Source organism: Acuticoccus sediminis (assembly GCF_003258595.1).
In the GTDB taxonomy this organism is placed as follows: domain Bacteria; phylum Pseudomonadota; class Alphaproteobacteria; order Rhizobiales; family Amorphaceae; genus Acuticoccus; species Acuticoccus sediminis.
The window spans coordinates 323,289-345,254 of the sequence record NZ_QHHQ01000001.1; the positions used below are offsets into that span (position 1 = coordinate 323,289).

The 21,966-nt window shown below is 69.2% G+C and carries 21 protein-coding genes; 12 read left to right on the forward strand and 9 right to left on the reverse strand.

Annotated elements, in window-relative coordinates:
• Window positions 1-114 precede the first annotated feature (114 nt).
• From DLJ53_RS01305 to DLJ53_RS01315, 3 genes are all read right to left on the reverse strand, one after another.
• Window positions 115-1,488, reverse strand: a complete 1,374-nt coding sequence (locus DLJ53_RS01305) for an aspartate aminotransferase family protein (protein WP_111341656.1) — start codon at window positions 1,486-1,488, stop codon at window positions 115-117.
• 24 nt (window positions 1,489-1,512) lie between these two features.
• The gene (locus DLJ53_RS01310; RefSeq protein ID WP_211100554.1) at window positions 1,513-3,000 is read right to left on the reverse strand and encodes an NAD-dependent succinate-semialdehyde dehydrogenase; all 1,488 of its coding nucleotides are present in this window, start codon (window positions 2,998-3,000) and stop codon (window positions 1,513-1,515) included.
• A gap of 117 nt (window positions 3,001-3,117) precedes the next feature.
• Complete coding sequence (locus DLJ53_RS01315; protein WP_111341660.1) at window positions 3,118-3,624, reverse strand: Lrp/AsnC family transcriptional regulator; 507 nt, start codon at window positions 3,622-3,624, stop codon at window positions 3,118-3,120.
• Between the two features lie 63 nt (window positions 3,625-3,687).
• Here DLJ53_RS01315 and ehuR point away from each other — a divergent pair, with 63 nt between their 5' ends.
• From ehuR to DLJ53_RS01375, 12 genes are all read left to right on the forward strand, one after another.
• Complete coding sequence (ehuR, locus tag DLJ53_RS01320) at window positions 3,688-5,076, forward strand: MocR-like ectoine utilization transcription factor EhuR (protein ID WP_202912949.1); 1,389 nt, start codon at window positions 3,688-3,690, stop codon at window positions 5,074-5,076.
• Window positions 5,077-5,258: 182 nt separating this feature from the next.
• Window positions 5,259-6,284 carry a TRAP transporter substrate-binding protein gene (locus DLJ53_RS01325; protein WP_111343945.1) on the forward strand — a complete coding sequence of 342 codons (1,026 nt, stop codon included), beginning with the start codon at window positions 5,259-5,261 and terminating at the stop codon, window positions 6,282-6,284.
• 102 nt (window positions 6,285-6,386) lie between these two features.
• Window positions 6,387-7,001, forward strand: coding sequence for a TRAP transporter small permease (locus DLJ53_RS01330; RefSeq protein ID WP_111341662.1), 615 nt, complete (start codon window positions 6,387-6,389; stop codon window positions 6,999-7,001).
• Between the two features lie 3 nt (window positions 7,002-7,004).
• On the forward strand, window positions 7,005-8,291 hold the full coding sequence (locus DLJ53_RS01335) for a TRAP transporter large permease (RefSeq protein WP_111341664.1): 1,287 nt from the start codon (window positions 7,005-7,007) through the stop codon (window positions 8,289-8,291).
• A 24-nt stretch (window positions 8,292-8,315) separates the two neighbouring features.
• Complete coding sequence (locus DLJ53_RS01340; protein WP_111341666.1) at window positions 8,316-8,753, forward strand: universal stress protein; 438 nt, start codon at window positions 8,316-8,318, stop codon at window positions 8,751-8,753.
• A 1-nt stretch (window position 8,754) separates the two neighbouring features.
• Complete coding sequence (locus DLJ53_RS01345) at window positions 8,755-9,516, forward strand: aspartate racemase/maleate isomerase family protein (protein WP_111341668.1); 762 nt, start codon at window positions 8,755-8,757, stop codon at window positions 9,514-9,516.
• On the forward strand, window positions 9,513-10,499 hold the full coding sequence (gene eutB, locus DLJ53_RS01350) for a hydroxyectoine utilization dehydratase EutB (RefSeq protein ID WP_111341669.1): 987 nt from the start codon (window positions 9,513-9,515) through the stop codon (window positions 10,497-10,499). The genes DLJ53_RS01345 and eutB overlap by 4 nt, the downstream gene beginning before the upstream one ends.
• Entirely contained in the window at window positions 10,499-11,485 is a 987-nt protein-coding gene (gene eutC / locus DLJ53_RS01355; RefSeq protein ID WP_111341671.1) for an ectoine utilization protein EutC, read from the forward strand. Before eutB ends, eutC begins: the two co-directional genes overlap by 1 nt.
• Window positions 11,486-11,495: 10 nt before the next feature.
• Window positions 11,496-12,698 (forward strand): ectoine hydrolase DoeA, encoded by a 1,203-nt coding sequence (gene doeA, locus DLJ53_RS01360; protein ID WP_111341673.1) that lies wholly within the window; start codon window positions 11,496-11,498, stop codon window positions 12,696-12,698.
• Window positions 12,695-13,696, forward strand: coding sequence for a N(2)-acetyl-L-2,4-diaminobutanoate deacetylase DoeB (gene doeB, locus DLJ53_RS01365; RefSeq protein ID WP_111341675.1), 1,002 nt, complete (start codon window positions 12,695-12,697; stop codon window positions 13,694-13,696). Before doeA ends, doeB begins: the two co-directional genes overlap by 4 nt.
• 193 nt (window positions 13,697-13,889) lie before the next feature.
• Entirely contained in the window at window positions 13,890-14,351 is a 462-nt protein-coding gene (locus tag DLJ53_RS01370; RefSeq protein ID WP_111341677.1) for a PepSY domain-containing protein, read from the forward strand.
• A gap of 285 nt (window positions 14,352-14,636) precedes the next feature.
• Entirely contained in the window at window positions 14,637-15,407 is a 771-nt protein-coding gene (locus DLJ53_RS01375) for a siderophore-interacting protein (RefSeq protein ID WP_111343946.1), read from the forward strand.
• A 75-nt stretch (window positions 15,408-15,482) separates the two neighbouring features.
• Here DLJ53_RS01375 and DLJ53_RS01380 read toward each other — a convergent pair whose 3' ends face one another.
• The 6 genes from DLJ53_RS01380 to DLJ53_RS01405 are packed head-to-tail and all read right to left on the reverse strand — an operon-like array spanning window position 15,483 to window position 21,933.
• Window positions 15,483-16,361, reverse strand: coding sequence for an ABC transporter permease (locus DLJ53_RS01380; RefSeq protein ID WP_111341678.1), 879 nt, complete (start codon window positions 16,359-16,361; stop codon window positions 15,483-15,485).
• Between the two features lie 35 nt (window positions 16,362-16,396).
• Window positions 16,397-17,461, reverse strand: coding sequence for an ABC transporter substrate-binding protein (locus DLJ53_RS01385; protein ID WP_111341680.1), 1,065 nt, complete (start codon window positions 17,459-17,461; stop codon window positions 16,397-16,399).
• A 45-nt stretch (window positions 17,462-17,506) separates the two neighbouring features.
• Window positions 17,507-18,568, reverse strand: a complete 1,062-nt coding sequence (locus DLJ53_RS01390; RefSeq protein WP_111341681.1) for an ABC transporter ATP-binding protein — start codon at window positions 18,566-18,568, stop codon at window positions 17,507-17,509.
• A complete protein-coding gene (locus DLJ53_RS01395; protein WP_202912951.1) occupies window positions 18,568-19,419 on the reverse strand; it encodes an ABC transporter permease in 852 nt (283 codons plus the stop codon). Before DLJ53_RS01395 ends, DLJ53_RS01390 begins: the two co-directional genes overlap by 1 nt.
• Window positions 19,416-20,660 carry a metal-dependent hydrolase family protein gene (locus DLJ53_RS01400; protein WP_111341684.1) on the reverse strand — a complete coding sequence of 415 codons (1,245 nt, stop codon included), beginning with the start codon at window positions 20,658-20,660 and terminating at the stop codon, window positions 19,416-19,418. Before DLJ53_RS01400 ends, DLJ53_RS01395 begins: the two co-directional genes overlap by 4 nt.
• Window positions 20,661-20,697: 37 nt before the next feature.
• Window positions 20,698-21,933, reverse strand: coding sequence for a metal-dependent hydrolase family protein (locus DLJ53_RS01405; RefSeq protein WP_111341686.1), 1,236 nt, complete (start codon window positions 21,931-21,933; stop codon window positions 20,698-20,700).
• Window positions 21,934-21,966: the final 33 nt, after the last annotated feature.

Below are 21,966 nucleotides of genomic sequence, written 5' to 3' on the forward strand. Positions count from 1 at the left end.
CCCGGCGGGCGCGGCCACGACGCGAAGACGGCCCGCCCCCGAAGGAGCGGGCCGGCTCGCGATGTTGGTCCGTCCGGGCCGGCGGGGCGGACGCCGTCCCCGCCCGGCGCGGGATTATTCGCCGAGGACGGTCTTGACGGCCTTCGCCATGCGGTCGGCGATGATGCCGGCCTCGGGCAGCGTCAGGCAGAGCGGCGGGGCGAAGCCGATGACGTCCGCTTCCGGCATGGCGCGGGCGATCACCCCCTCGGAGAGGAGCGCGGCGGCGACCTGCGCGCCGACCTTGCGGGCCGGGTCGTAGTAGCGCCGGCTGTCGCGGTCCTCGACGAACTCCACCGCGCACAGGAGACCCTCGCCGCGGATGTCGCCGACGTGCGGGTGGTTGCCGAGGCGGTCGATCAGCGCCTGCTTGAAGGCCGCACCGACGGTGCCGGCGTTCTGCACGAGGCCCATCTCGTCGATGAGCTGGAGGTTCGCCACGCCCGCGGCGGCGCAGATCGGGTGCGCGGAGTAGGTCCAGCCGTGGCCGATCGGGCCGAACTGGTCCGTCCCCTCCTCCAGCACCTTCCACACCTTGTCCGATACGATGGAGCCCGACAGCGGCGCGTAGGCCGAGGTGAGCCCCTTGGCGATCGTGATGATGTCCGGCTTGATGCCGTAGTGGTCGGACCCGAACATCGAGCCGAGCCGGCCGAACCCGGTCACCACCTCGTCGGCGATCAGGAGGATGTCGTACTTGCCGAGCACCTCCTGGATGGCCGCCCAGTAGCCGGCCGGCGGCGGGACGAGACCGCCGGTGCCGAGCGCCGGCTCGCCGATGAAGGCGGCGATGGTGTCCGGCCCCTCGCGCTTGATCAGCTCCTCGAGCTCAGCCGCGCAGTAGGCGACGAACTCCGCCTCGCTCATGCCGAGGTCCTTGCGGCGGTAGAAGTAGGGCGCCTCGGTGTGGACGACCTGCGGCAGCGGCAGGCCGAACTTGTTGTGGAACGTGGCGAGGCCCGTCAGCGAACCGGTGATGAGGCCCGACCCGTGGTAGCCGCGCCAGCGCGAGATGATCTTGCGCTTCTCCGGCATCCCGCGGACGTTGTTGTAGTACCAGACGAGCTTGACGTTGGTCTCGTTGGCGTCCGAGCCGGAGAGGCCGAAGTAGACCTTCGACATGTGCGCCGGCGCCCGCTCCATGATCATGTGGGCGAGCGTGATCGACGCCTCGGTCCCGTGGCCGACGTATGCGTGGTAGTAGGCGAGCTTGCCGGCCTGCTCGGCGATCGCGTCGGCGATCTGCTTGCGGCCGTAGCCGACGTTGACGCAGTAGAGGCCCGCGAAGGCGTCGATCAGGCGGTTGCCGTCGCGGTCCTCCACGTAGATGCCCTCGCCGCCGGTCATGATCCGGCTCATCGTCTCGCCGCGGGCGTGCTGCGCGAGGTGGGTCGAGGGGTGGAAGAACGCTTCGCGGTCCCAGGCGGCGAGCTGGTCATTGGTGAGCATGGTGGTCTCCTTTCTCGCGCCGGTTCAGGCCCAGTCGCGGCAGACGTACTTGATATCGGTGAAGGCTTCGAGGCCGAAGCGGGCGCCTTCGCGGCCGAGGCCGGACTGCTTCATGCCCCCGAAAGGGATCGGCGCCCCCGTCACCTTCGTCCGGTTCACCGCGACCATCCCGAACGACAACGCGCGGCTGACGCGGTAGATCCGGCGCGGGTCCTGGGTGTGGACGTATCCGACCAGGCCGAACTCAGTGTTGTTGGCGATCCGGACCGCCTCGTCCTCGCTGTCGAACGGGGCGATGGCGGCGACGGGGCCGAAAGTCTCCTCGTGGAAGACCGCGGCTTCCAGGGGCACGTCCGCCAGCACCGTCGCCTCGTAGAAGAGCGGGCCGAGCGGGGAGACCCTGCCGCCGGTCATCAGCCGCGCACCGCGCTTCACGGCGTCGGCGACGTGCGCCTCCTGCTTGGCGACGGCCTTGGCGTTCATCAGCGGGCCGAGGTCCGGGTCGTCCATGCCGTGGCCCAGCGTGAGCGCCCTGGTGGCGGCGGTGAACTTCTCGACGAACGCGTCGTACACGGGCCGCTCGACGAGGAAGCGGTTGGCGCCGAGGCAGTCCTGGCCGGTGGTCGCGAACTTCGCCTTGATCGCCTCCTCGACCGCCTGGTCGAGGTCGGCGTCGGCGAAGACGATGAACGGGGCGTGGCCGCCGAGCTCCAGCACGAGCCGCTTGATGGTGTCGGCGGAGCGGCGGTAGAGCAGCCGGCCGATCTCGGTCGAGCCGGTAAAGGAGAGCGCGCGGACGCGGGTGTCGGTCAGCCAGGGCTCGACGATCTCGGGCGCCTCGCCGGTCACCACGTTGACGACGCCGGCCGGGAAGCCGACCCGGTCGGCGAGCTCGGCAAGGGCCAGCGCCGACAGCGGCGTCTCGGCGGACGGGTGGATGACGATCGTGCAACCCGCCGCCAGCGCCGCGGCGGCCTTGCGGGTGATCATCGCGGACGGGAAGTTCCAGGGCGTGACGAGGGCGGCGACGCCGACCGGCTCGCGCCACAGCTCCACCTCGGCGTCGGGCAGGTGCGAGGTGACGCTCTCGATGTTCGGGCGCTTGGCCTCCTCGGCGTAGAACTCGACGAACGCGGCGCCGTAGGCGATCTCGCCACGCGCCTCGGAGAGCGGCTTGCCCTGTTCCGCGGTCATGATGCGGGCGAGGTCCTCGGCGTTGTCCTCGATGGCCTCGAACCAGCGGCGCAGGACGGCGCAGCGATCCTGCGGCAGCATCGCGGCCCAGGCCGGGAAGGCGGCGTGCGCGGCGTCGACGGCCGTGGCCGAGTCGGCGGCGGAGAGGCGCGCGACGGCGGCGACGCAGGACGCGTCGGCCGGGTTCTCGACGGCAAAGACCTCGCCGGTCTCGCCCGCGGTCCAGCGACCGTTGATGTAGGCGAAGGAGCGCAGGAGCCGGCGGTCGGCGAGCGGGAGGGAAGGAGCCTCGCTTTTCAGGGCGGCGGCGGTCGTCATCATGATCGCCTCGTTCGTTTGGGGTGGCGAGGCGTATGTAATCCCGGGGTGAACGACGGTTCTTCGGCAATCAGGACGGCGCGCAGACGATCCTTCTGTCTTCTCCGCCGCGCGCCATCAGATCGTTGGCCGGCCCGTGAGCAGGGCCGCGAGCGGCGGGGATCCGGCTTTCACTTCCTTGGTGACGATGTAGGTGAAGTAGCGCTTGAGGCCGATGTTGCACTCCAGCAGCTGGTCGATCAGCCGCTGGTAGCTGTCGATCGAGGCGGTGACGACGCTCATCAGGTAGTCGAACCCGCCGCCGAGCGCCCAGCAGCCGACGATCTCCTCGTGCCGGGCGACGGTGCGCTCGAAGACCTGGAAGCTTTCGGCGCGGTGGTGCTCCAGCTCGACCATGACGAAGACGGTGACGGACGGGGCGATCCTGGCGAGCGCGATCTCCGCCCGGTAGCGGCGGATCACGCCGGCCGCCTCCAGCCGGTTGAGCCGCTCCCAGCACGGCGCGGCCGACAGGTTCACGCGGCGCGCGAGCTCGGCTTTGGCGATCCGGCCTTCGGTCGACAGGATCGAGAGGATCTTGATGTCGCGGTCGTCGAGTGCGATCGCGGGCGGCTTCTCCGGCATGAGAGAGCGTTGTACGGCGCGAGAAGTGTTGTCAAATGGATCATGACGATCCAAGACTAAATCATGCCAATTTGGCCGCCTGCTCCCGGGTCGCTCAAGCGCCCGGCCTACCGCTCCCTGGCACAGACCGTGATCGACGCGGTCTCGGCGGGGGAGCTGTCGCCCGGCACGAAGCTGCCGCCGCACCGGACGCTCGCCTACGAACTCGGCGTCAGCGTCCAGACCGTGAGCCGCGCCTACGAGGAACTCGCGCGCCTCGGCGTGGTGTCGGGCGAAGTCGGCCGCGGCAGCTTCGTTCGCGCCGCGAGCGGTGATCCGCGCACCCCGTGGCACCGGATCGACGGATCCGAGCACGTCATCGACCTGTCGATGCTGTCCCCGTCGCTGAGCAAGACTCATGCCAGGCGCTTCGCCGCGACCCTCACCGAGATCGCCGGCGACATGCCCGATCCCGTCGCCTTCTCGTTCCGCCCGACGGCGACGCTGCAGACGCACATCCGCCACGCCGTGCGCTGGCTCGCCCACTGCGGGGTCGACGCCGAGCCCGACCGCGTCATCCCCACCAACGGCAACACCAGCGCGATGACGGTCGCGCTGATGGCGGCGGCCGCGCCCGGCGACCTCGTCGTCACCGAGGAGATGGGCCACCACACGCTGAAGGCGCTGACGGGTAGCCTCGGCATGCGCCTCATGGGCCTCGCGGTGGACGGCGAGGGCCTTCGGCCGGACGCGCTGGAGCGGGCCTGCCGGATCGGCCCGGTGAAGGCGGTGTTCCTGATGCCGGAGGGGCTGGGCCCCCTCGCGCTTCGCATGGGTGAGGAGCGGCGCCGGGCGATCGCCGCGGTCTGCCGGCGCTTCGACGTAACGATCATCGAGAGCGATGCCTGGGGCCCGCTGCAGGCGGACCGCGCGCCACCGCTCGCCTCATTCGCCCCGGAGCGGACCTTCTACCTGACCGGCCTCACCAAGTGCTGCCTCCCGGGGCTGCGGATCGGCTGGCTGGTGGCGCCGGAGCGGATGGCGACCGGCGCCCGCACGCGCCACCTCGTCACGAGCTGGATGGCGACCGCGCTGATGGCGGAGATCGCCTCGCGCTGGCTGGCCGACGGCACGGCGAGCGAGCTGGTGCGCTGGCAGCGCGCGGCCATGGGCGCCCGCAACCACGTCGCGCGGCAGATCCTCGGCCCCCACGGCATCAGCACGACGCCGAACGGGCTGCACGTCTGGCTGCCGCTGCGCGCGCCCTGGCAGGAGGACGCCTTCGTCGCCCTCGCCCGCCACCACGGCGTCGCCGTCGCCGGCGGCTCGGCCTTCGCAATCGACGAGACGACCCGCCATCGCGGCGTACGCATCTGCCTCGGCCCGTCGGACAGCAAGAGCCTGGAGCGGGGACTGCAGATCGTCGCCCGCCTCGCAATCAGCGAGCCCGAATTGGCTCACTTGGCGTACTAATGATTTCAGCACTATCGCGATTGTCATGGTTCAATAAAGCATTTGACATGAATTGGACTGTGTTAAACGCTCACGCCAATTCGATGTGACGGATTTGTCACGTCCTGCGGCGGCCCGCGTCTCGACGCCGGTGTCGCCGTCCGCGTGTGCGTAACCGCGAAGTTCAAAGAAGGATGACGACGATGACCAAGCTGTTCAGCCGAGCCATCGGCGGAGCGAGCGTGCTCGCCATCATGTTGGTGGCCCAGTCCGCCAACGCCGCCACCTGGCGCTACGCCTTCGAGGAGGCGCTCGAGGAGGTGCAGGGCAAGTTCGCCCAGAAGTTCAAGGAAGAGATCGAGGCGAACACCGATCACACGGTGCAGCTCTTCCCCTTCGGCACGCTCGGCGAATCCGACGACATCATGGAACAGGCGCAGTCCGGCATCCTGAACTTCGTCGACCAGTCGCCGGGCTTCACGGGCGCGCTCATCCCCGAGGCGCAGGTCTTCTTCGTCCCCTACCTCCTGCCGCAGGACCAGGACACGCTGAACGAGTTCTTCCGCTCGTCGGTCGCCATCAACGAGATGTTCCCCAAGCTCTACGCCGAGCAGGGCCTGCAGCTCCTGACGATGTTCCCGGAAGGCGAGGTCTGCATGACCACGCAGGACCCGGTCCACTCGCCGGACGACCTCAACGAGGTGAAGTTCCGCGTGATGACCAACCCGCTGCTGGTCGAGAGCTACAAGGCCTTCGGCGCGACGCCGACGCCGCTCCCCTGGGGCGAAGTCTACGGCGCGCTGCAGACCGGCATCATCCAGGGCCAGGAGAACCCGGGCTTCTTCCTCGAGTCCACGAAGATGTACGAGGTGACGGACGTCATCACCTGCATCGGCCACAACAACTTCACCACCGCGGTGATGGCCAACAAGGACTTCTACGACGGCCTCTCCGAGGATGACCAGAAGGCCATCGACGCCGCCATCGAGGCCTCCTTCGACTACATCCTCGACTACCAGCAGGGTCTTCAGGACGAGTCGCTCGAGAAGATCAAGGAAGCCAAGCCGGAGATGCAGATCAACATCCTCTCCGAAGACGAGCGCAAGCCCTTCATGGAGACCGCCGGCGACGTCGAGGACGCCTTCATCGAGATGACCGGCGACGGGGGCGAGGAGATCCTGAACCAGATGAAGAAGGACCTCGCGACCGCCGAACAGGCGACCCAGTAGCGCGAGCCGGCCGGGCACGTCATCCGCCCGGCCCCCCGCCACGGTGCGGTCCGGGGTCGGACCCGCCGCCCCGCCACCGCCAACCGATCTGGAGCGTTGCCTATGAGTGAGACGCCGGTAGCCACGGACAATGCGCCCGCGCCGAAGACGAAGGACCTGGGCGACGACGTCTCGGCCCTGCCCGGCGTCCTCGGCATCGTCGACCTCGCGATCGCCAGGATGGAGGCCGTATTCCTCGCCCTCGGCGTGCTGCTGATGGCGCTCAACACCGTGTCGAACGTCGTCAGCCGTTACGTCTTCAACGAGAGCCTCTACTTCTCCGAAGAGCTCAACCAGATCCTCATCATCCTGATCACCTTCGCCGGCATCTCCTACGCCGCGCGGCACGGTCGGCACATCCGCATGTCGGCGATCTACGACCAGCTTCCGCCGCCCGCGCGCAAGTGGCTGATGGTGCTGATCGCCAGCGTCACGGCCGTCTTCATGTTCGGCCTCTGCTATTTCGCCTTCAGCTACCTGCAGACGCAGATGAGCCGCGGCCGCGTGCTGCCCGCCCTGCAGATCCCGATCTGGTGGACCGTCGTCTGGCTCCCCCTCGGGTTCTTCATGACGGGCGTCCAATACCTGCTGACGGCCATCAAGAACATCATCGAACCCGACGTCTACCTCTCCACATCGGTGCTGGAAGGGTACGGCGACGACGAGCTGGAGATCTGAGCCATGGCCCTCACGATCTTTTCCGTCATGATCGGCCTCCTCCTCATCGGCTTCCCGATGATGATCCCGTTGATCTCCGGCGCCACGCTGGGTTTCGTGCTGATCTTCGGCGGCCTCGGGCAGATGGAGACGATGGTGCAGCAGATGCTCGCCGGCATCCGCCCGGCGTCGCTGATCGCGGTGCCGATGTTCATCTTCGCCGCCGACATCATGACGCGCGGGCGCTCCGCCAACCGGCTGATCGACATGGTGATGGCGTTCGTCGGCCACATCCGCGGCGGCCTCGCGGTCTCGACGGCGGCGGCGTGCACCATGTTCGGCGCCGTCTCCGGCTCGACACAGGCGACCGTCGTCGCCGTCGGCTCGCCGCTGCGGCCGCGGATGCTGGAGGCCGGCTACAAGGACTCGTTCGTCCTCGCCCTCATCGTCAACGCGTCGGACATCGCATTCCTGATCCCCCCGTCCATCGGCATGATCATCTACGGCGTGGTGTCGAACACCTCGATCGCCGAGCTCTTCATCGCCGGCGTCGGGCCGGGCCTCCTCATCCTGGTGCTCTTCTCGGCCTACTCCATCATCTACGCGAAGCTGCAGGACGTGCCGACGGAGCGGCCCGCCACGTGGGGCGAGCGGGCCCGCGCCGTGCAGGCGGCGCTCTGGCCGCTCGGCTTCCCGGTGATCATCATCGGGGGCATCTACGGCGGCGTCTTCTCGCCGACCGAGGCGGCGGCGGCCTGCGTCCTCTACGCGCTGATCCTGGAGCTGCTGATCTTCCGGTCCATCGACGTGGCCGAGGTGTGGGAGACGGCGAAGTCCACCGGGCTGATCACCGCCGTCGTCTTCATCCTCATCGGCGCGGGCGCGGCCTTCTCCTACGTGATCTCCTTCGCGCAGATCCCCCAGGCGATCCTCGGCTCGATCGGGATCGACGGGATGAGCGGGATCGGCGTCCTCTTCGTGATCTCGATCGCCTTCTTCATCGGCTGCATGTTCGTCGACCCGATCGTGGTGATCCTCATCCTGGTGCCGATCTTCGCGCCGGTGGTGAAGTCGGCCGGCCTCGACCCGGTGCTGGTCGGCACGATCGTGACGCTGCAGGTGGCGATCGGCTCGGCGACGCCACCGTTCGGATGCGACATCTTCACCGCCATCGCGGTCTTCAAGCGGCCGTACATGGAGGTGATCCGGGGGACGCCGCCGTTCATCATGATCCTGCTCGGCGTCTCCGTCGCGCTGATCTTCTTCCCGCAGATCGCGCTCTTCCTGCGTGACCTGGCGTTCGCGGACTGACAACGACAAGAAGCCGGAGGTCCCGTGTTCAAACGCATCCTGGTTCCGTGCGACGGATCCACCCACGCGAGCCAGGCCTTGGAGAAGGCCGTGGAGCTGCAAAAGCTGACGGGAAGCGAACTGCTGCTGCTCACCGTCTACCGCCACTACAGCTACCTCGAGAGCACCTTCTCGATGGTGCGTCCGAGCGAACCGGAATCGATGGACGACGTGATGCGCGAGTACGCCGAGGACATCGGCCGCAAGACCAAGGAGCGGGCGATCGCTCTCGGCGCCGACCGTCCGCGCGGGTTCGTCAAGAACGGCCCCGTCGCGCGGTCGATCGTCGCCTTCGCGGAGGAGCACGGCTGCGACCTCGTCGTGATCGGCAAGCGGGGCCTCGGCTCCATCGAGGAGTATCTGCTGGGCAGCGTCTCCCACAAGGTCACCGGCCTCGCCCGTTGCCCGGTTCTCGTGGTCTGACATGACCGCCGTCGCCCCCTCACCCGTTGCCGTGCGGCTCGACCCGGAGCCGGTGCGCCGCATCGGCCTCATCGCCCTCTCGACCGACCTCACCAGCGAGCGCGACGCCGCGCGCCTCCTGCCGCCCGGCGTCGCGATGCACACGACGCGGGTGCCGTTCGAGAACCCGACGACGCCGGCGACGCTGCGCCGCCTCGCCGATGGTCTGACCGACGCTGCGGACCTTCTCGTGCCGGGCCTCGCGCTGGAGGCGATCATCTTCAGCTGTACCGCCGCCTCGGCCACCATCGGCGACGGCGAGGTCGCCCGGCGCATCGGCGTCGCGCGGCCGGACGTCCCCGTGGTGACGCCGCCCGACGCGGCCGTCGACGCCTTCGCCGCGCTGGGCGTGTCGCGCATCGCCATGCTGACGCCCTACCTTCCCGAGACCACCGAGCCGATGGTCGCGTACTTCGAGGGGCGCGGCATCGCCGTCGCCACCGCCCACTGCCTCGGCCTCGCGGACGACCGGGAGATGGGCCGGGTCGACCACGCCACCATCCTCGCCGCGGGCGAGGCGGCCGACTGCGTCGGCGCCGAGGCGCTGTTCGTGTCCTGCACCGCGCTCCCGGCGATCGGTGTCATCGACCAGCTCGAGGCACGGCTCGGCAAGCCCGTCGTCTCCTCGAACCAGGCGAGCTTCTGGCGCGCGCTCGGCCACGCCGGCGTCACGGTGCGCGGTCCCGGCCGCCTCTTCGACACGCCGGTCGCGGTCCCGGCATGAGCATCACCGTCGACGACGTGCTGGCGGCGCGCGCGCGGATCGCCGGCACGATCCGCGCCACGCCGGTCGAGCCTTCGCCCAGCCTCACCGAGAGGGCCGGGCAGCCGGTGAACCTCAAGCTGGAGCACCATCAGCGCTCCGGCTCCTTCAAGCTGCGCGGTGCGGCGAACGCGATCCTGAAGCTGTCCGACGCGGAGAAGGCGCGCGGCGTCGTCGCCGTCTCCACCGGAAACCACGGACGCGGCGTCGCGCGGGCCGCGCGCGAGAACGGGGTGCGCGCGGTGGTCTGCATGTCGCGGCTGGTGCCGCGGAACAAGCTGGACGCGATCCGCGCAGAGGGCGCCGAGGTCGTCATCACCGGCCGCAGCCAGGACGAGGCGCAGGTCGAGGCCGACCGCCTCGCCGCCGGGGGCATGGTGATGATCCCGCCCTTCGACCACGCCGACATCATCGCCGGTCAGGCGACGCTGGGCCTCGAGATCGTGGAGGCGATGCCGGAGGTCGAGACGGTCCTGGTCCAGCTCTCCGGCGGCGGCCTCATCGCGGGCGTCGCGCTCGCCGCGAAGGCGCGGCGGCCCGGGGTTCGGGTCGTCGGCATCTCCATGGAGCGCGGCGCGGCGATGCACGCGAGCCTCGCCGCCGGCCATCCCGTCGAGGTGGAAGAAATGCCGACGCTCGCCGACAGCCTCGGCGGCGGCATCGGCCTCCGGAACCGCTACACGTTCCGGATGGTGCGCGACCTCGTCGACGAGGTGGTGCTCCTCACCGAGGACGAGATCGCCGCCGGCATCCGCCACGCCTATTTCGCCGAACGGCAGATCGTGGAGGGGTCCGGCGCGGTCGGCATCGCCGCCCTGCTGGCGGACAAGGTGCGGCTCGCCGGCCCGGCGATGGTGGTACTGTCCGGTGGCAACATCGACATGACGCTCCACCACCGCGTCGTCTCCGGCGAGACGGTGGACGTCGCCGCGGCCGCCGCCTGATGCCGACCGTCACCCTCCTCAGCCAGGCCGAACTGAAGTCGCTCGTCCCGCTGGACGCCGACGCGGTGACGTGCGTCGAGGAGGCCTTCGCGACGCTCGCCCGCGGCGGTGTCGCGATGCCGCCGATCCTCTCCATGGCGATCCCCGAGCATAACGGCGAGATCGACGTGAAGACCGCCTACGTGCCGGGCCTGCCCGCCTTCGCGGTGAAGATGTCGCCGGGCTTCTTCGACAATCCCGCCAGGGGACTGCCCTCGACGTCGGGCCTGATGGTGGTCTTCTCGTCCGAGACCGGCGAGGTCCGGGCCATGCTGCTCGACAACGGGTACCTCACGGATGTGCGCACCGCCGCCGCCGGGGCCGTCGCCGCACGCCACCTCGCGCGCGAGGACGCCTCGACGGCGGCCATCATCGGCACCGGCCTCCAGGCGGAGTTGCAGCTGCGGGCGCTGACCCTGGTCCGGCCGATCCGCACGGCCCGGATCTGGGGCCGCTCGGCGGAGAAGGCGGAGCGCCTCGCCGCGGCCGCCGCCGCGCTCGGCCTCGAGGCCGAAGCGGCGCCTTCCGCCGAGGCGGCGATCCGCGGGGCCGACATCGTCGTGACCACGACGCCCGCCACGGAACCGCTCGTCGCCGCGGCATGGCTGGAGCCGGGCCAGCACCTGACCGCGATGGGCTCGGACCAGCACCACAAGTGCGAGATCGAGCCGGCCTGCCTCGCCCGCGCGACCTACGTCCCCGACCGCCTCGCCCAGACCCGCATCCTCGGCGAGCTGCGCAGCGCCATCGCCGCCGGCGTGGTCGACGCCGACGCCACGTTCCCGGAACTCGGCGACGTCATCATCGGCCGCGCGCCCGGCCGGCGCCATGCCGGGGACATCACCATCGCGGACCTCACCGGAACCGGTGTACAGGACACCGCCATCGCGACCCTCGCCCTGGAGCGCGCGGCGCTCCACAAGACCGGTACCCGTCTTGCCACCTGAAGCCGAATCCATGACCAAGGACCCGACCACCATCGTCCCCCGGCTCCACTTCGAGCCCGCCGAATTCGAAGCGCGGATCGCCAAGACCCGCGCCGCGATGGAGCGGGCCGGCGTCGACGCCATCGTCGTTTCCGATCCCTCCAACATGGCCTGGCTGACCGGTTACGACGGCTGGTCCTTCTACGTGCACCAGTGCGTCGTCCTGGGCCTCGCCTTCGACCCCTTCTGGTTCGGCCGCGAGCAGGACGCGCAGGGCGCCTACCGCACCGTCTTCATGGGCGCCGACAACGTGATCGGCTACGCCGACCACTACGTGCAGTCCGAGGTGCGCCACCCGATGGAGGTGCTGGCCGCCGACCTCGCGACGCGCGGCCTCTCGGCCGGCACCGTCGGCGTCGAGATGGACAATTACTGGTTCTCCGCCCGCGCCTTCGCGACATTGCAGAAGGGCCTGCCCGACGCGACGTTCACGGACACGACCGGCCTCGTGAACTGGCAGCGCGCGGTGAAGAGCCCGCAGGAGCTCGCCTACATGCGCACCGCCGCGCGGATCGTCGAGCGGATGCACAAGCGCATCGCCGAGGTCATCGAGCCGGGGATGCGCAAGTGCGACCTCGTCGCCGACATCTACGACGCGGCGCTGCGCTACGACCCGGAGATCGGTGCCGGCGGCGACTACCCCGCCATCGTGCCGCTGCTGCCGTCCGGCTCGGACGCGGCGGCGCCGCACCTCACCTGGGACGACCGGCCCATGAAGTCCGGCGAGGCGACGTTCTTCGAGATCGCCGGCGTCTACAACCGGTACCACTGCCCGCTGAGCCGCACCGTGTCGCTGGGCGCGCCGAGCGAGGCGCTGAAGCGCACCGAGGAGGCGGTGCTGGAGGGCATGGAGAAGGGCCTCGCCGCCGCCAGGGCCGGCAACCTGTGCGAGGATGTCGCCAACGCCTTCTTCGCTGTCCTGCGAAAGTACGGGATCGAGAAGAACAACCGCACCGGCTACCCCATCGGGATCTCCTATCCCCCCGACTGGGGCGAGCGCACGATGAGCCTGCGCCCCGGCGACAAGACCGTCCTCGAGCCGAACATGACGTTCCACTTCATGACCGGCATCTGGGCCGGCGACTACGGCCTCGAGATCACCGAGAGCATCGTCATCGGCGAGGGCGGGCCGGAGTGCCTCGCCAACGTCGAGCGCGCGCTGGTGGTGAAATGAGCCTCGCGCACAATCCCATCGTGCCCAGCGTGCCGTTCGACGAGGACGGCAAGCACCACGGCTACCTGCGCCTGCCCTACAGCCGCAACGACTCGGCCTGGGGCTCGGTGATGATCCCGATCACCGTGATCAAGAACGGCCACGGCCCGACCGCCCTCCTCACCGGCGGCAACCACGGCGACGAGTACGAGGGGCCGATCGCCCTGCAGGCGCTGTGTCACGAGCTCGAGACCGAGGACGTGACGGGCCGCGTGATCATTGTCCCGTTCATGAACCACCCGGCCTTCCTGGCGGGGACGCGCGTGTCGCCGCTCGACAACGGCAATCTCAACCGCCTCTTCCCCGGCCGGCCGGACGGGACGCCGACGGAGAAGATCGCCGACTACTTCATCCGCACGCTCGTGCCGATGGCCGACATCGTCCTCGACTTCCACTCGGGCGGCAAGACGCTCGAGTTCGTGCCCTTCGCGGCCGCGCACGTGCTCGACGATGCCGAGCATCAGACCCGCTGCGTGGCCGCCATGATGGCCTTCAACGCCCCCTACTCGATGACGCTGCGCGAGATCGACGCCGTCGGCATGTTCGACACCTCTGTCGAGGGTCTCGGCAAGACGTTCATCTCGACCGAGATCTACGGCGGCGGCACCGCTTCGGCCCGGTCCGCGCGGATCGCCCGCAAGGGGACGGTCAACACGCTGAAGCACGCCGGCATCCTGAAGGGCGAGCCGGACATGGCGCCCTCGATGGCGATCGATACCACGCCGGCCGGCTGCTACCACTTCGCCGAACTGACCGGGATGATGGAGCCCCTCCTCGATCTCGGCGAGACAGTGAGCGAGGGGGACGCGCTGATGCGCATCTGGCTTACCACGATCACCGGCGAGCCGCCGCTCACCGTGCGTTCGAAGCGCGACGGCATCCTCGCCGGCCGGCACTTCCCGGGCCTCGTCAAGCTCGGCGACTGCCTCGCGGTCGTGGCGAGCCCGGTGGAGGCCTGACGCCCCGATCGCGGCAACCGCAGGGGCGACGAGTGGCTGCCCCTGCGACAACGCAGCTTTGATATTGCCGAAGGGGGGTGTGGAGCGATATTCCGTCCTGGCGCGCGTTTGCCGCGTCCAGTCGAGCCGTGAGGCTCCTGTGCAATCGATCGGTCGTTGGGCCGTTTCGCCGGCCCGTTTTCAGGACGATGCCATGAAGAAGACCCTTCCCGCCGCGCTGGTGGCGCTGGCGATGACGACACCCGCAGCCTTGGCGAGCGAGACGCCCTCCGTAGCCCCCGACGTCGCCGACATGCCGCAGGTGCTGCGCGACATCGGCCTCCAGGTCGAAGGCCGGCGCAACGACGATGACGGCATCGTCGAGGTCTGGGGCACGCTTCCCGACGGCACCCGCGTCGAGGTCCACTACAGCCAGCGCGGCGTGGAGGACATCGAGGTGCGTGGCCGCCACGCGACGCTCCCGCTGGAGATCATCGACAATTTCGTCACCGAGGCGGCGGAGATCTACCCGGTCCTGTCGCACATCACCCGGCTCACCCAGATCGACCAGGACGACGACGGCGAGGTCGAGATGGAGGGCTGGACCGTCGACGGGCGCAAGGTGAAGGCCGAGTTCGACCGCTCCGGCCGCCTCCTCGACTTCGAGCGCAACTGACACCCGGGCCGGACGGCCGCGTGCCGCATGCGAGGCGGCGCGCGCCCCTTCGCCCGCCCCACCGCCGGCGCCGCCTCGGCCCCGGCGGCCAACGAAGCCGCAAGCACTTGATCTTGCCCGCTGCAGGCCCACCTCTAGGGCGTCGGCGGTGCGTGGCACCGTCACCGTAAGCGTTAACGTGAACCAACGCACGGAACCGACAGCCCGAGGCTGGCCGGCCCCCGTGCGTCTGCATGCGTGCTTGCGTCCAGGGGCTGGTCGGCCGGAACAATACGGATGACCTCGATGGACAGCCCCACGCCCCTCCCCGCGACCGCCCCCACCATCCGCCGCGTGCGCCACGAGCTGGAACGCCGCGACCTCACCGTCAGCGCGGTCGAGCGAATCACGCCCGCGATGATCCGCGTGACGCTGGAGGGCGACGCGCTCGCGACCTTCGCCAGCGCCTCGCCCGACGACCACGTGAAGGTCTTCGTCCCCGGCGACGACGGCGCACCCGTCGGCCGCGACTACACCCCCCGCAGCTTCGACACCGAGGCGCGCTCGCTGGTGATCGACTTCGTGGATCACGACGCGGGTCCCGCCGCGCTCTGGGCGCGGCAGGCGAGGACGGGCGACGCCCTTCAGGTCGGCGGCCCACGCGGCTCCGGCGTCGTCGAAGGCGTCTCCTCCTGGCTCCTCATCGGCGACGAGACCGCGCTGCCGGCGATCGGCCGGCGCATCGAGGAGCTTCCGGCCGGGACGCCGGTGACGAGCCTCGTCGCGGTCGACGGCCCCGCGGAGGAGCAGACCTTCGCCACCGCCGCCGCGCTCGACGCGCGCTGGATCCACCGGCCCGCGGCCGAGGCGGCCGATCCCGCGCCCTATCTCGCCGCCCTGAAGGCGATCGACATCGCGCCCGGCACCTACGTCTGGGTCGCTGCGGAGGCGGGCGTCGCGCGCGCCATCCGCACCGTGCTGCTGGAGGAGCGGGGCCTTCCGAAGCCCTGGCTGAAGGCCGCGGGCTACTGGGCCGCCGGCCGCGCCGACGGATCCGTGAAGTCCATCGACGAGTGACGCGCAGGACGGGCGCCGGTCACGCGGCGCCGGACCGCCGTCCGATCCGCCTTTTGGGGCGGATCGGACGGGGCGTCATTCGCGGAAGCGCTGACGCGTCGCGATGCTCGCGGCGATCGTCAGGAGGAGCGTCGTGCCCATGAGGACGAACGCCACCGCCGCCGCGGAGGGCCAGTTGTTGAGCTGGAACTGGCTGTAGACCACGGGCGCCATCATCCGGAACTCCGGTCCGCCGAGGAGGACGGGCGTCGCGTACGCGTTCATGGCCAGGATGAACGTCAGGATGGAGCCCGCGGCGATGCCGGGGAGCGCCATCGGCCACAGCACGCGGCGGAACATCGTCACCGGCGCCGCACCGAGGCTGAACGCCGCCTCCTCGAGATTGCGGTTGATGCCTTCCAGCACGCTCTGCAGCGTCAGAACCATGTACGGCAGGTTCACCGCGATGATGCCGATGATCACCGCCGCCTCGGTGAACATGACCTCGGTCGGCTTGGTCGTGATCCCGAGGTCCATCAGCGTGATGGAGAGAAAGCCGCGGCTGCCGAACAGCGTCATCCAGCCGGCCGCACGCACCGCGTTGCCGACGAACAGCGGGATCACCACCGCAATCAGCAGGAGGTTCTTGTAGCGCGTCTGCGTGCGGGCGAGCACGTACGCGAGCGGGAAGCCGAGGACGAGGCAGATCACCGTCGTCAACAGCGCCACGCGGATCGTGACGAAGAAGACCGACAGGAAATATTTGTCCGTGAAGAACTCGATGTAGTTCTTCGGCGTGAGCGCATCGACCATCAGGAGGCGCGGGTCGAAGTCGTTCAGGCTGTAGCGGAACAGGATGAGCAGCGGCCCGACGACGCCGAGGGCGACGATGAACGTCGCCGGGCCGATCAGCGAGGACGCGCTGAGGACGAGACGTCCCCCGCGCGGCCCGGTATCGGAGAAGGTCGCGGCCACTTAAGCCGCTCCCCCGTCTGTGGCCGCAGCCAGGATCAAGCCTTGAACTCCCGGTCCCACCAGGTCTTCAGCTCGACGTCGTGCTCCAGGATCGCGCCGTAGTCCATGTTGTTCAGCTTCTCGACCTCTTCGGGCTTGAAGCCGATGCGCTCGTTGAGGTCGGGCGCGACGTTGGCGTTGGTGACGGTCGGGTTGTAGCCCATGTCGATGGCGAAGTTCTCCTGCGCGGCGGGCTCCAGCATCGCGTTGATGTAGGCCCACGCTCCCTCCGGGTGCGGCGCGTTCTTCGGCACCACGAAGCCGGAGACGTACGAGATGGCGCCCTCGCTCGGCCACGCGGCCTTCACCGGGATGCCGGCGTTCTGCCACTGCACGACGCGGGCCTTCCACATGATGCCGACGCCGATCTCGCCCGCCTTGAGGCCCTGCGCGAAGGCTTCGTTGGTCGGGTAGATGCGGCAGCCCGCCTCGCGGACCTTCATCAGCAGCTCTTCGCCTTCCTTGAAGCCCGTGACACCCGCGCCGGCCGCCAGCGCCGCGGCGACGATGGTGTACTGGTACTGGATGTCGATGATGCCGAGCTTGTCGCCCCACTTCGGGTCGAAGACGTCCTTGTAGCTCGTCGGCGCCTCGGCCTCGGGGATGACGTCCGGATTGTAGACCGGGACCATGGCCGAATAGATGTGGCCGACGCCGTACTCGTACTTCATCGACGGAAGCATGTTCTTGGCGTTCGGGATCTTGTCGTACTGGATCGGCTGGGTGAGGCCGAGCTCGTAGACCTGGTACATGTTGGGACCGTTGAGGCCCTGCACGTCCGTGGTGCCGGTGGGCAGGCGGCGCTCGGCCATCATCTTGGCGCGGCGCTCGGGATCGCCGGCCTGGTCCTGGATGACGTCCCAGCCCTTATCGATCAGGAACGGCTGCTCGATGTTCTTGTTGAGGAGGCGGGCATAGTCGCCGCCCCAGGTTCCCATGACCACGGTGCCGGCCGACTGGGCGCGCACGATGGAGGGCATGCCCAGCGTCGAGAGGCCCGCAGTCGCCGCCATGCCCTTGAGCACGCTGCGCCGGCCGATGCCCTTGTCAAACTTCGTCATTGCTCACTCTCCTCTCTTGTCGTGCCCGGCCCAACGGCTGGGCGCTCATTCTCGAAGATCCGCATCGGCGGGGAAGACGGCCGATGTCGCCGCCCAGCCGACGTGCACGGTGTCGCCCACCTCGGGGAGGGCGGTGTCATGGTTGGGCACCTGCGCGATGACGTGGTCGTCGGGCGACAGGCGCACGTGGATGTCGATCATGCCGCCGAGGTAGGAGACGAACTCCACCTCGCCCTGGAACGCGTTGTCCGTTCCGCCGATGGGCTCGGAGCCGACGAAGACACGCTCCGGACGGAGCGCGACCACCGCCGGGCCGCTGATCGACTTCGCACAGCGGATGGTGAGGCCGCCGGGCGTCTTCAGGTCCTCCCCGGTCATGGTGCCGGAGAGGAAGCTCGAGCGGCCCACGAAGTCCGCAACGAAGTGGTCGGCCGGGCGCTCGTAGAGGTCCTGCTGGGAGCCGATCTGCCGGATCCCGCCGTCGCGCATGACGACGAGGCGGTCGGCCATGGTGAGCGCCTCCTCCTGATCGTGCGTCACCATGACGGCGGTGATGCCGAGGCGCTGCTGCAGGCTGCGGATCTCGACCCGCACCTCGTTGCGGAGCTTTGCGTCGAGGTTGGACAGCGGCTCGTCCAGCAGCAGGACGTCCGGCCGGAAGGCGAGCGCGCGGGCGAGCGCGACGCGCTGCTGCTGGCCGCCGGAGAGCTGGCGCGGCAGACGGTCGATCAGGTGATCGAGGCGCACGAGCTTCAGCGCCTCGACGACCTTTTCGTCGATCTCGGCCTTGCCGACCTTTCGCATCTCGAGGCCGAAGGCGACATTCTGGCCGACCGTCAGGTGCGGGAACAGCGCGTAGTTCTGGAAGACGAGGCCGGTGTTGCGCTTCCACGGCGGGAGCATCGTGACGTCCCGGCCGCCGATCTTCACGGAACCGGCCGTCGGCTCCACGAAGCCGGCGATCATGCGCAGGGTCGTCGTCTTGCCGCAGCCCGAGGGGCCGAGCAGGACGAGGAATTCACCCTGCTCCACGTCGAGCGACACGTCGCGGGCCGCGTAGAATTCACCGTAGCGCTTGGTGAGCTTGTTCAGTTCAAGGCGCGCCATCAGACCACCCGGGACAGTTTGACGAAGCGGTCGGTGATCAGCATGGCGACCGCGATGATGAGGATTTGCAGCACGGAGATCGCCGCGATGGTCGGGTCGATCTTCCACTGCAGGTACTGCAGGATCGCGATGGGCAGCGTGGTGCGGCCCGGCCCGACGAGGAACAGCGAGAGCTCCAGGTTGCCGAACGAGGCGACGAAGCCGAACATCGAGCCTGCGACCACGCCGGGGAGGATGCCGGGCATCGTCACGCGGCGGAACGTGGTCAGGCGGTTAGCGCCGAGGTTCTGCGCCGCCTCCTCGAGCGTGCGGTCGAAGCCAGCGAGGCTCGCCATGATCAGGCGCACCATCCACGGAATGACGAGCAGCACGTGGCCGAGGACGAGGCCGGCGAAGGAGCCCAGCACCGGAAGCTGCGTGCGGATCGCGATCTCCACCAGGAAGACATAGATCGCGAAGCCGAGGACGATGCCCGGCACGATCAGCGGCATCAGCAGGAGATTGTTGGTGAATCCACGGCCCGGGAACTTGAGGCGCGAGAGGCCGATCGAGGCCGGCAGCGCGACCGCGAGGCCGATGATCGTCGCCAGCACACCCACCTCGGCGCTGATGATGAAGGCGTCGATGAAGCGCGCGTTGCGGATCGCCTCGCCGTACCATTTCAGCGAGTAGCCTTCCGGCGGGTAGGACGGGATCTCCTGGGAGTAGAACGAGAGCCACGTGATGAAGATCAGCGGCGTGAGGATATAGAGGAACGCGACGAGCGCTGCGGCCCTCAGGGCCCAGCGGCCCGGCCGTAGGCGAACCCACGGCCGGCGCATGGCGGAAGCGGAGGGCGCTGTGGCGCTCAAGCCGGCACTCCGAGGCGGTTCTTGTAGAACTGGCCGCCCTTGACGATGGCGGCGAGGTTCGCGCCCTGCCCTTCCAGGAGCGTGATGTCCTTCGTCGGATCGCCGTCGACGACGATGAGGTCGGCCCACGCCTCCGGCGCGACGGTGCCGAGACGGCCCGGACGGCGCACGACCTCGGCGGCGATGCTCGTCGCGGCGCGGATCACGGTGATGGGCTTCTGCACCTCGGCCCGGATCGAGAACTCGCGGCTCTGGTCCTCGGCGAGGGCGCCCAGGAGGTCGGAGCCGTAGGCGACCTTGACGCCCGCCTTCTCGCAGATCTCCAGCGACTTGTAGCCGCCTTCGAGCACCATGTCGTTCTTCTCGAGCATGTTGGCCGGCATGCCGAAGCTCGCCGCCCGCTCCTTCATCGCAACGTAGGCGACGAGGTTTGCGACGAGGTAGGCGCCCTTCTCGGCCATCAGCCTGGCGGCGTCCTCGTCGATGAGGTTGCCGTGCTCGATGGTCCGGACGCCGTGGCCGACCGCGCGGGTGATCGCCTCGGCCGAGTAGGCGTGGGCGCACACGTAGCGGCCGAAGGCCTCGGCCTCCTCCACCGCGGCCTCGATCTCCTCGATCGAGAACTGCAGCGATTCCAGCGGGTCGTTCGGGGAGGCGACGCCGCCCGAGGCCATGATCTTCACCTGGTCGCAGCCCTGGCGCATCTGCTCGCGCACCACCTTGCGGACCTCTTCCTCGCCGTCGCAGACGATGCGCAGGTACGCCGCGGTGTTGCAGCAGGGGCAGGCGAAGCCCGGATTGGTGCGGCCGCGGCCGTCCGAGTGGCCGCCCGTCGGGCCGATGGAGCGGCCGGCGATGAAGAGACGCGGTCCGGGGATGAGGCCCTTCTCGACGGCCGTCTTCATGCCCCAGTCGGTGCCGCCGGTGTCGCGCACGGTGGTGAAGCCGCGGTCGAGCATGGCCTTGATGCGCTTGGCGCCGCGCGCGGCGGCGAGCGTCAGCGGCACGTCCTCCATCCGGCGCATGTAGACTTCGTCGTGCATGCAGTGGACGTGGCAGTCGATGAGGCCGGGCATCAGCACCTTGCCGCCGCAGTCGACGACGGTGGCGGTGCCCGACGAGATCGGCGTGTCGGAGACTTCGCGGATCTTCTCGCCTTCGACGAGGACCTCGTAGCCCTCGCGCGGCTCGTCGAACGCGGGGTCGAGAAGCTTGAGGTTCTTGAACAGGTACATCGTCATGGCCGGTGCTCCACCGCGCTGGGCGTCAGGACGCGGGTCAATGGAGGGTCCTCTTGTGGAAGGCGCCGTCCTTCATGATGACGCTCATGTGCTGACCCTGGCCGCCGAAGAGGGACAGGTCCTTCAGGGGGTTGCCGTCGATCACCAGGAGGTCGGCGAAGGCGCCGGGCTCCAGGCAGCCGAGCTTGCCCTCCTGCCGGAGGACCCTGGCGGCGATCGTGGTCGCCGAGCGCACGATGTCGAGCGCGGGGACGACGTTGGAGCGCAGCTCGAACTCGCGGCTCTGGTCCACCTGGAGCTGGCCGAGGAGGTCCGAGCCGTAGGCCACCGGCACCCCGGCGCGCTTGCAGATCTCGAGCGACTTCAGGCCGCCCTCGATGACGACGTCGTTCTTCTCCAGCATTTCGCCGGACATGCCGTACTCGGCCGCCCGCTCCTTCATCGCGTAGTAGGCGACGAGGTTGGCGACGAGGAACATGTCCTTCCCGGCCATCAGCTGGGCGGACGCGTCATCGATGAGGTTGCCGTGCTCGATCGTGCGGACGCCGGCGTGGGCGGCGCGGGTGATCGCCTCCGGCGAGTAGGCGTGGGCGCAGGTGTAGCGGCCGAAGGCGTTCGCCTCCTCCACCGCCGCTGCGACCTCGCCGACCGAGAACTGCATCGAATCCAGCGGGTCGAACGGCGAGGCGACGCCGCCCGACATCATGATCTTCACGTGGTCGCAGCCCTGGCGCATCTCCTCGCGCACGGCCTTGCGGACCTCGGTCTTGCCGTCGGCGACGCCCATCACGAAGGCGAGCGCGTTGCAACACGGGCAGAGCGCGCCGGGGTCGGTGCGGCGGCGCATGTCCGAGTGGCCGCCCGTCGGCCCGAGGGCACGCCCGGCGATGAAGAGCCGCGGCCCGGGGCAGTAGCCCTGCTCGACCGCCTGCTTGATGCCCCAGTCGGCCCCGCCGGTGTCCCGCACGGTGGTGAAGCCGCGGTCCAGCATGCCGCGCAGCGCGGCCATTGCGTTCGCGGTCATGAGCGTCAGCGGCATCGTCTCGAGGCGGCTGATGAACACCTCCGCCAGCATGATGTGCACGTGGCAGTCGATCAGGCCCGGCATCAGTGTGCCACCGGCACAGTCGACGACGGCGGCGTCCGGGGCCGTGATCGGCTTGTCCGAGACTTCGCGGATGAGATTGCCTTCGACCAAGAGCTGGTGCCCGGGAAGGATTTCATCCTTCGTCGGGTCGAGCATGGCGAAGTTCTTAAAGAGGATCTGCCCCAAGGAGCGGTCTCCAATCAGAAGTGAGCGCCGGTA

Coding starts and splice junctions, on each gene's coding strand:
- doeA (WP_111341673.1), top strand. CDS start 11,496: ATGACCAAGGACCCGACCACCATCGTCCCCCGGCTCCACTTCGAGCCC.
- DLJ53_RS01315 (WP_111341660.1), bottom strand. CDS start 3,624: ATGCCGGAGAAGCCGCCCGCGATCGCACTCGACGACCGCGACATCAAG.
- DLJ53_RS01375 (WP_111343946.1), top strand. CDS start 14,637: ATGGACAGCCCCACGCCCCTCCCCGCGACCGCCCCCACCATCCGCCGC.
- DLJ53_RS01305 (WP_111341656.1), bottom strand. CDS start 1,488: ATGCTCACCAATGACCAGCTCGCCGCCTGGGACCGCGAAGCGTTCTTC.
- DLJ53_RS01325 (WP_111343945.1), top strand. CDS start 5,259: ATGACCAAGCTGTTCAGCCGAGCCATCGGCGGAGCGAGCGTGCTCGCC.
- DLJ53_RS01335 (WP_111341664.1), top strand. CDS start 7,005: ATGGCCCTCACGATCTTTTCCGTCATGATCGGCCTCCTCCTCATCGGC.
- eutC (WP_111341671.1), top strand. CDS start 10,499: ATGCCGACCGTCACCCTCCTCAGCCAGGCCGAACTGAAGTCGCTCGTC.
- doeB (WP_111341675.1), top strand. CDS start 12,695: ATGAGCCTCGCGCACAATCCCATCGTGCCCAGCGTGCCGTTCGACGAG.
- DLJ53_RS01330 (WP_111341662.1), top strand. CDS start 6,387: ATGAGTGAGACGCCGGTAGCCACGGACAATGCGCCCGCGCCGAAGACG.
- DLJ53_RS01370 (WP_111341677.1), top strand. CDS start 13,890: ATGAAGAAGACCCTTCCCGCCGCGCTGGTGGCGCTGGCGATGACGACA.
- DLJ53_RS01345 (WP_111341668.1), top strand. CDS start 8,755: ATGACCGCCGTCGCCCCCTCACCCGTTGCCGTGCGGCTCGACCCGGAG.
- eutB (WP_111341669.1), top strand. CDS start 9,513: ATGAGCATCACCGTCGACGACGTGCTGGCGGCGCGCGCGCGGATCGCC.
- DLJ53_RS01310 (WP_211100554.1), bottom strand. CDS start 3,000: ATGACGACCGCCGCCGCCCTGAAAAGCGAGGCTCCTTCCCTCCCGCTC.
- ehuR (WP_202912949.1), top strand. CDS start 3,688: ATGCCAATTTGGCCGCCTGCTCCCGGGTCGCTCAAGCGCCCGGCCTAC.
- DLJ53_RS01390 (WP_111341681.1), bottom strand. CDS start 18,568: ATGGCGCGCCTTGAACTGAACAAGCTCACCAAGCGCTACGGTGAATTC.
- DLJ53_RS01385 (WP_111341680.1), bottom strand. CDS start 17,461: ATGACGAAGTTTGACAAGGGCATCGGCCGGCGCAGCGTGCTCAAGGGC.
- DLJ53_RS01400 (WP_111341684.1), bottom strand. CDS start 20,660: ATGACGATGTACCTGTTCAAGAACCTCAAGCTTCTCGACCCCGCGTTC.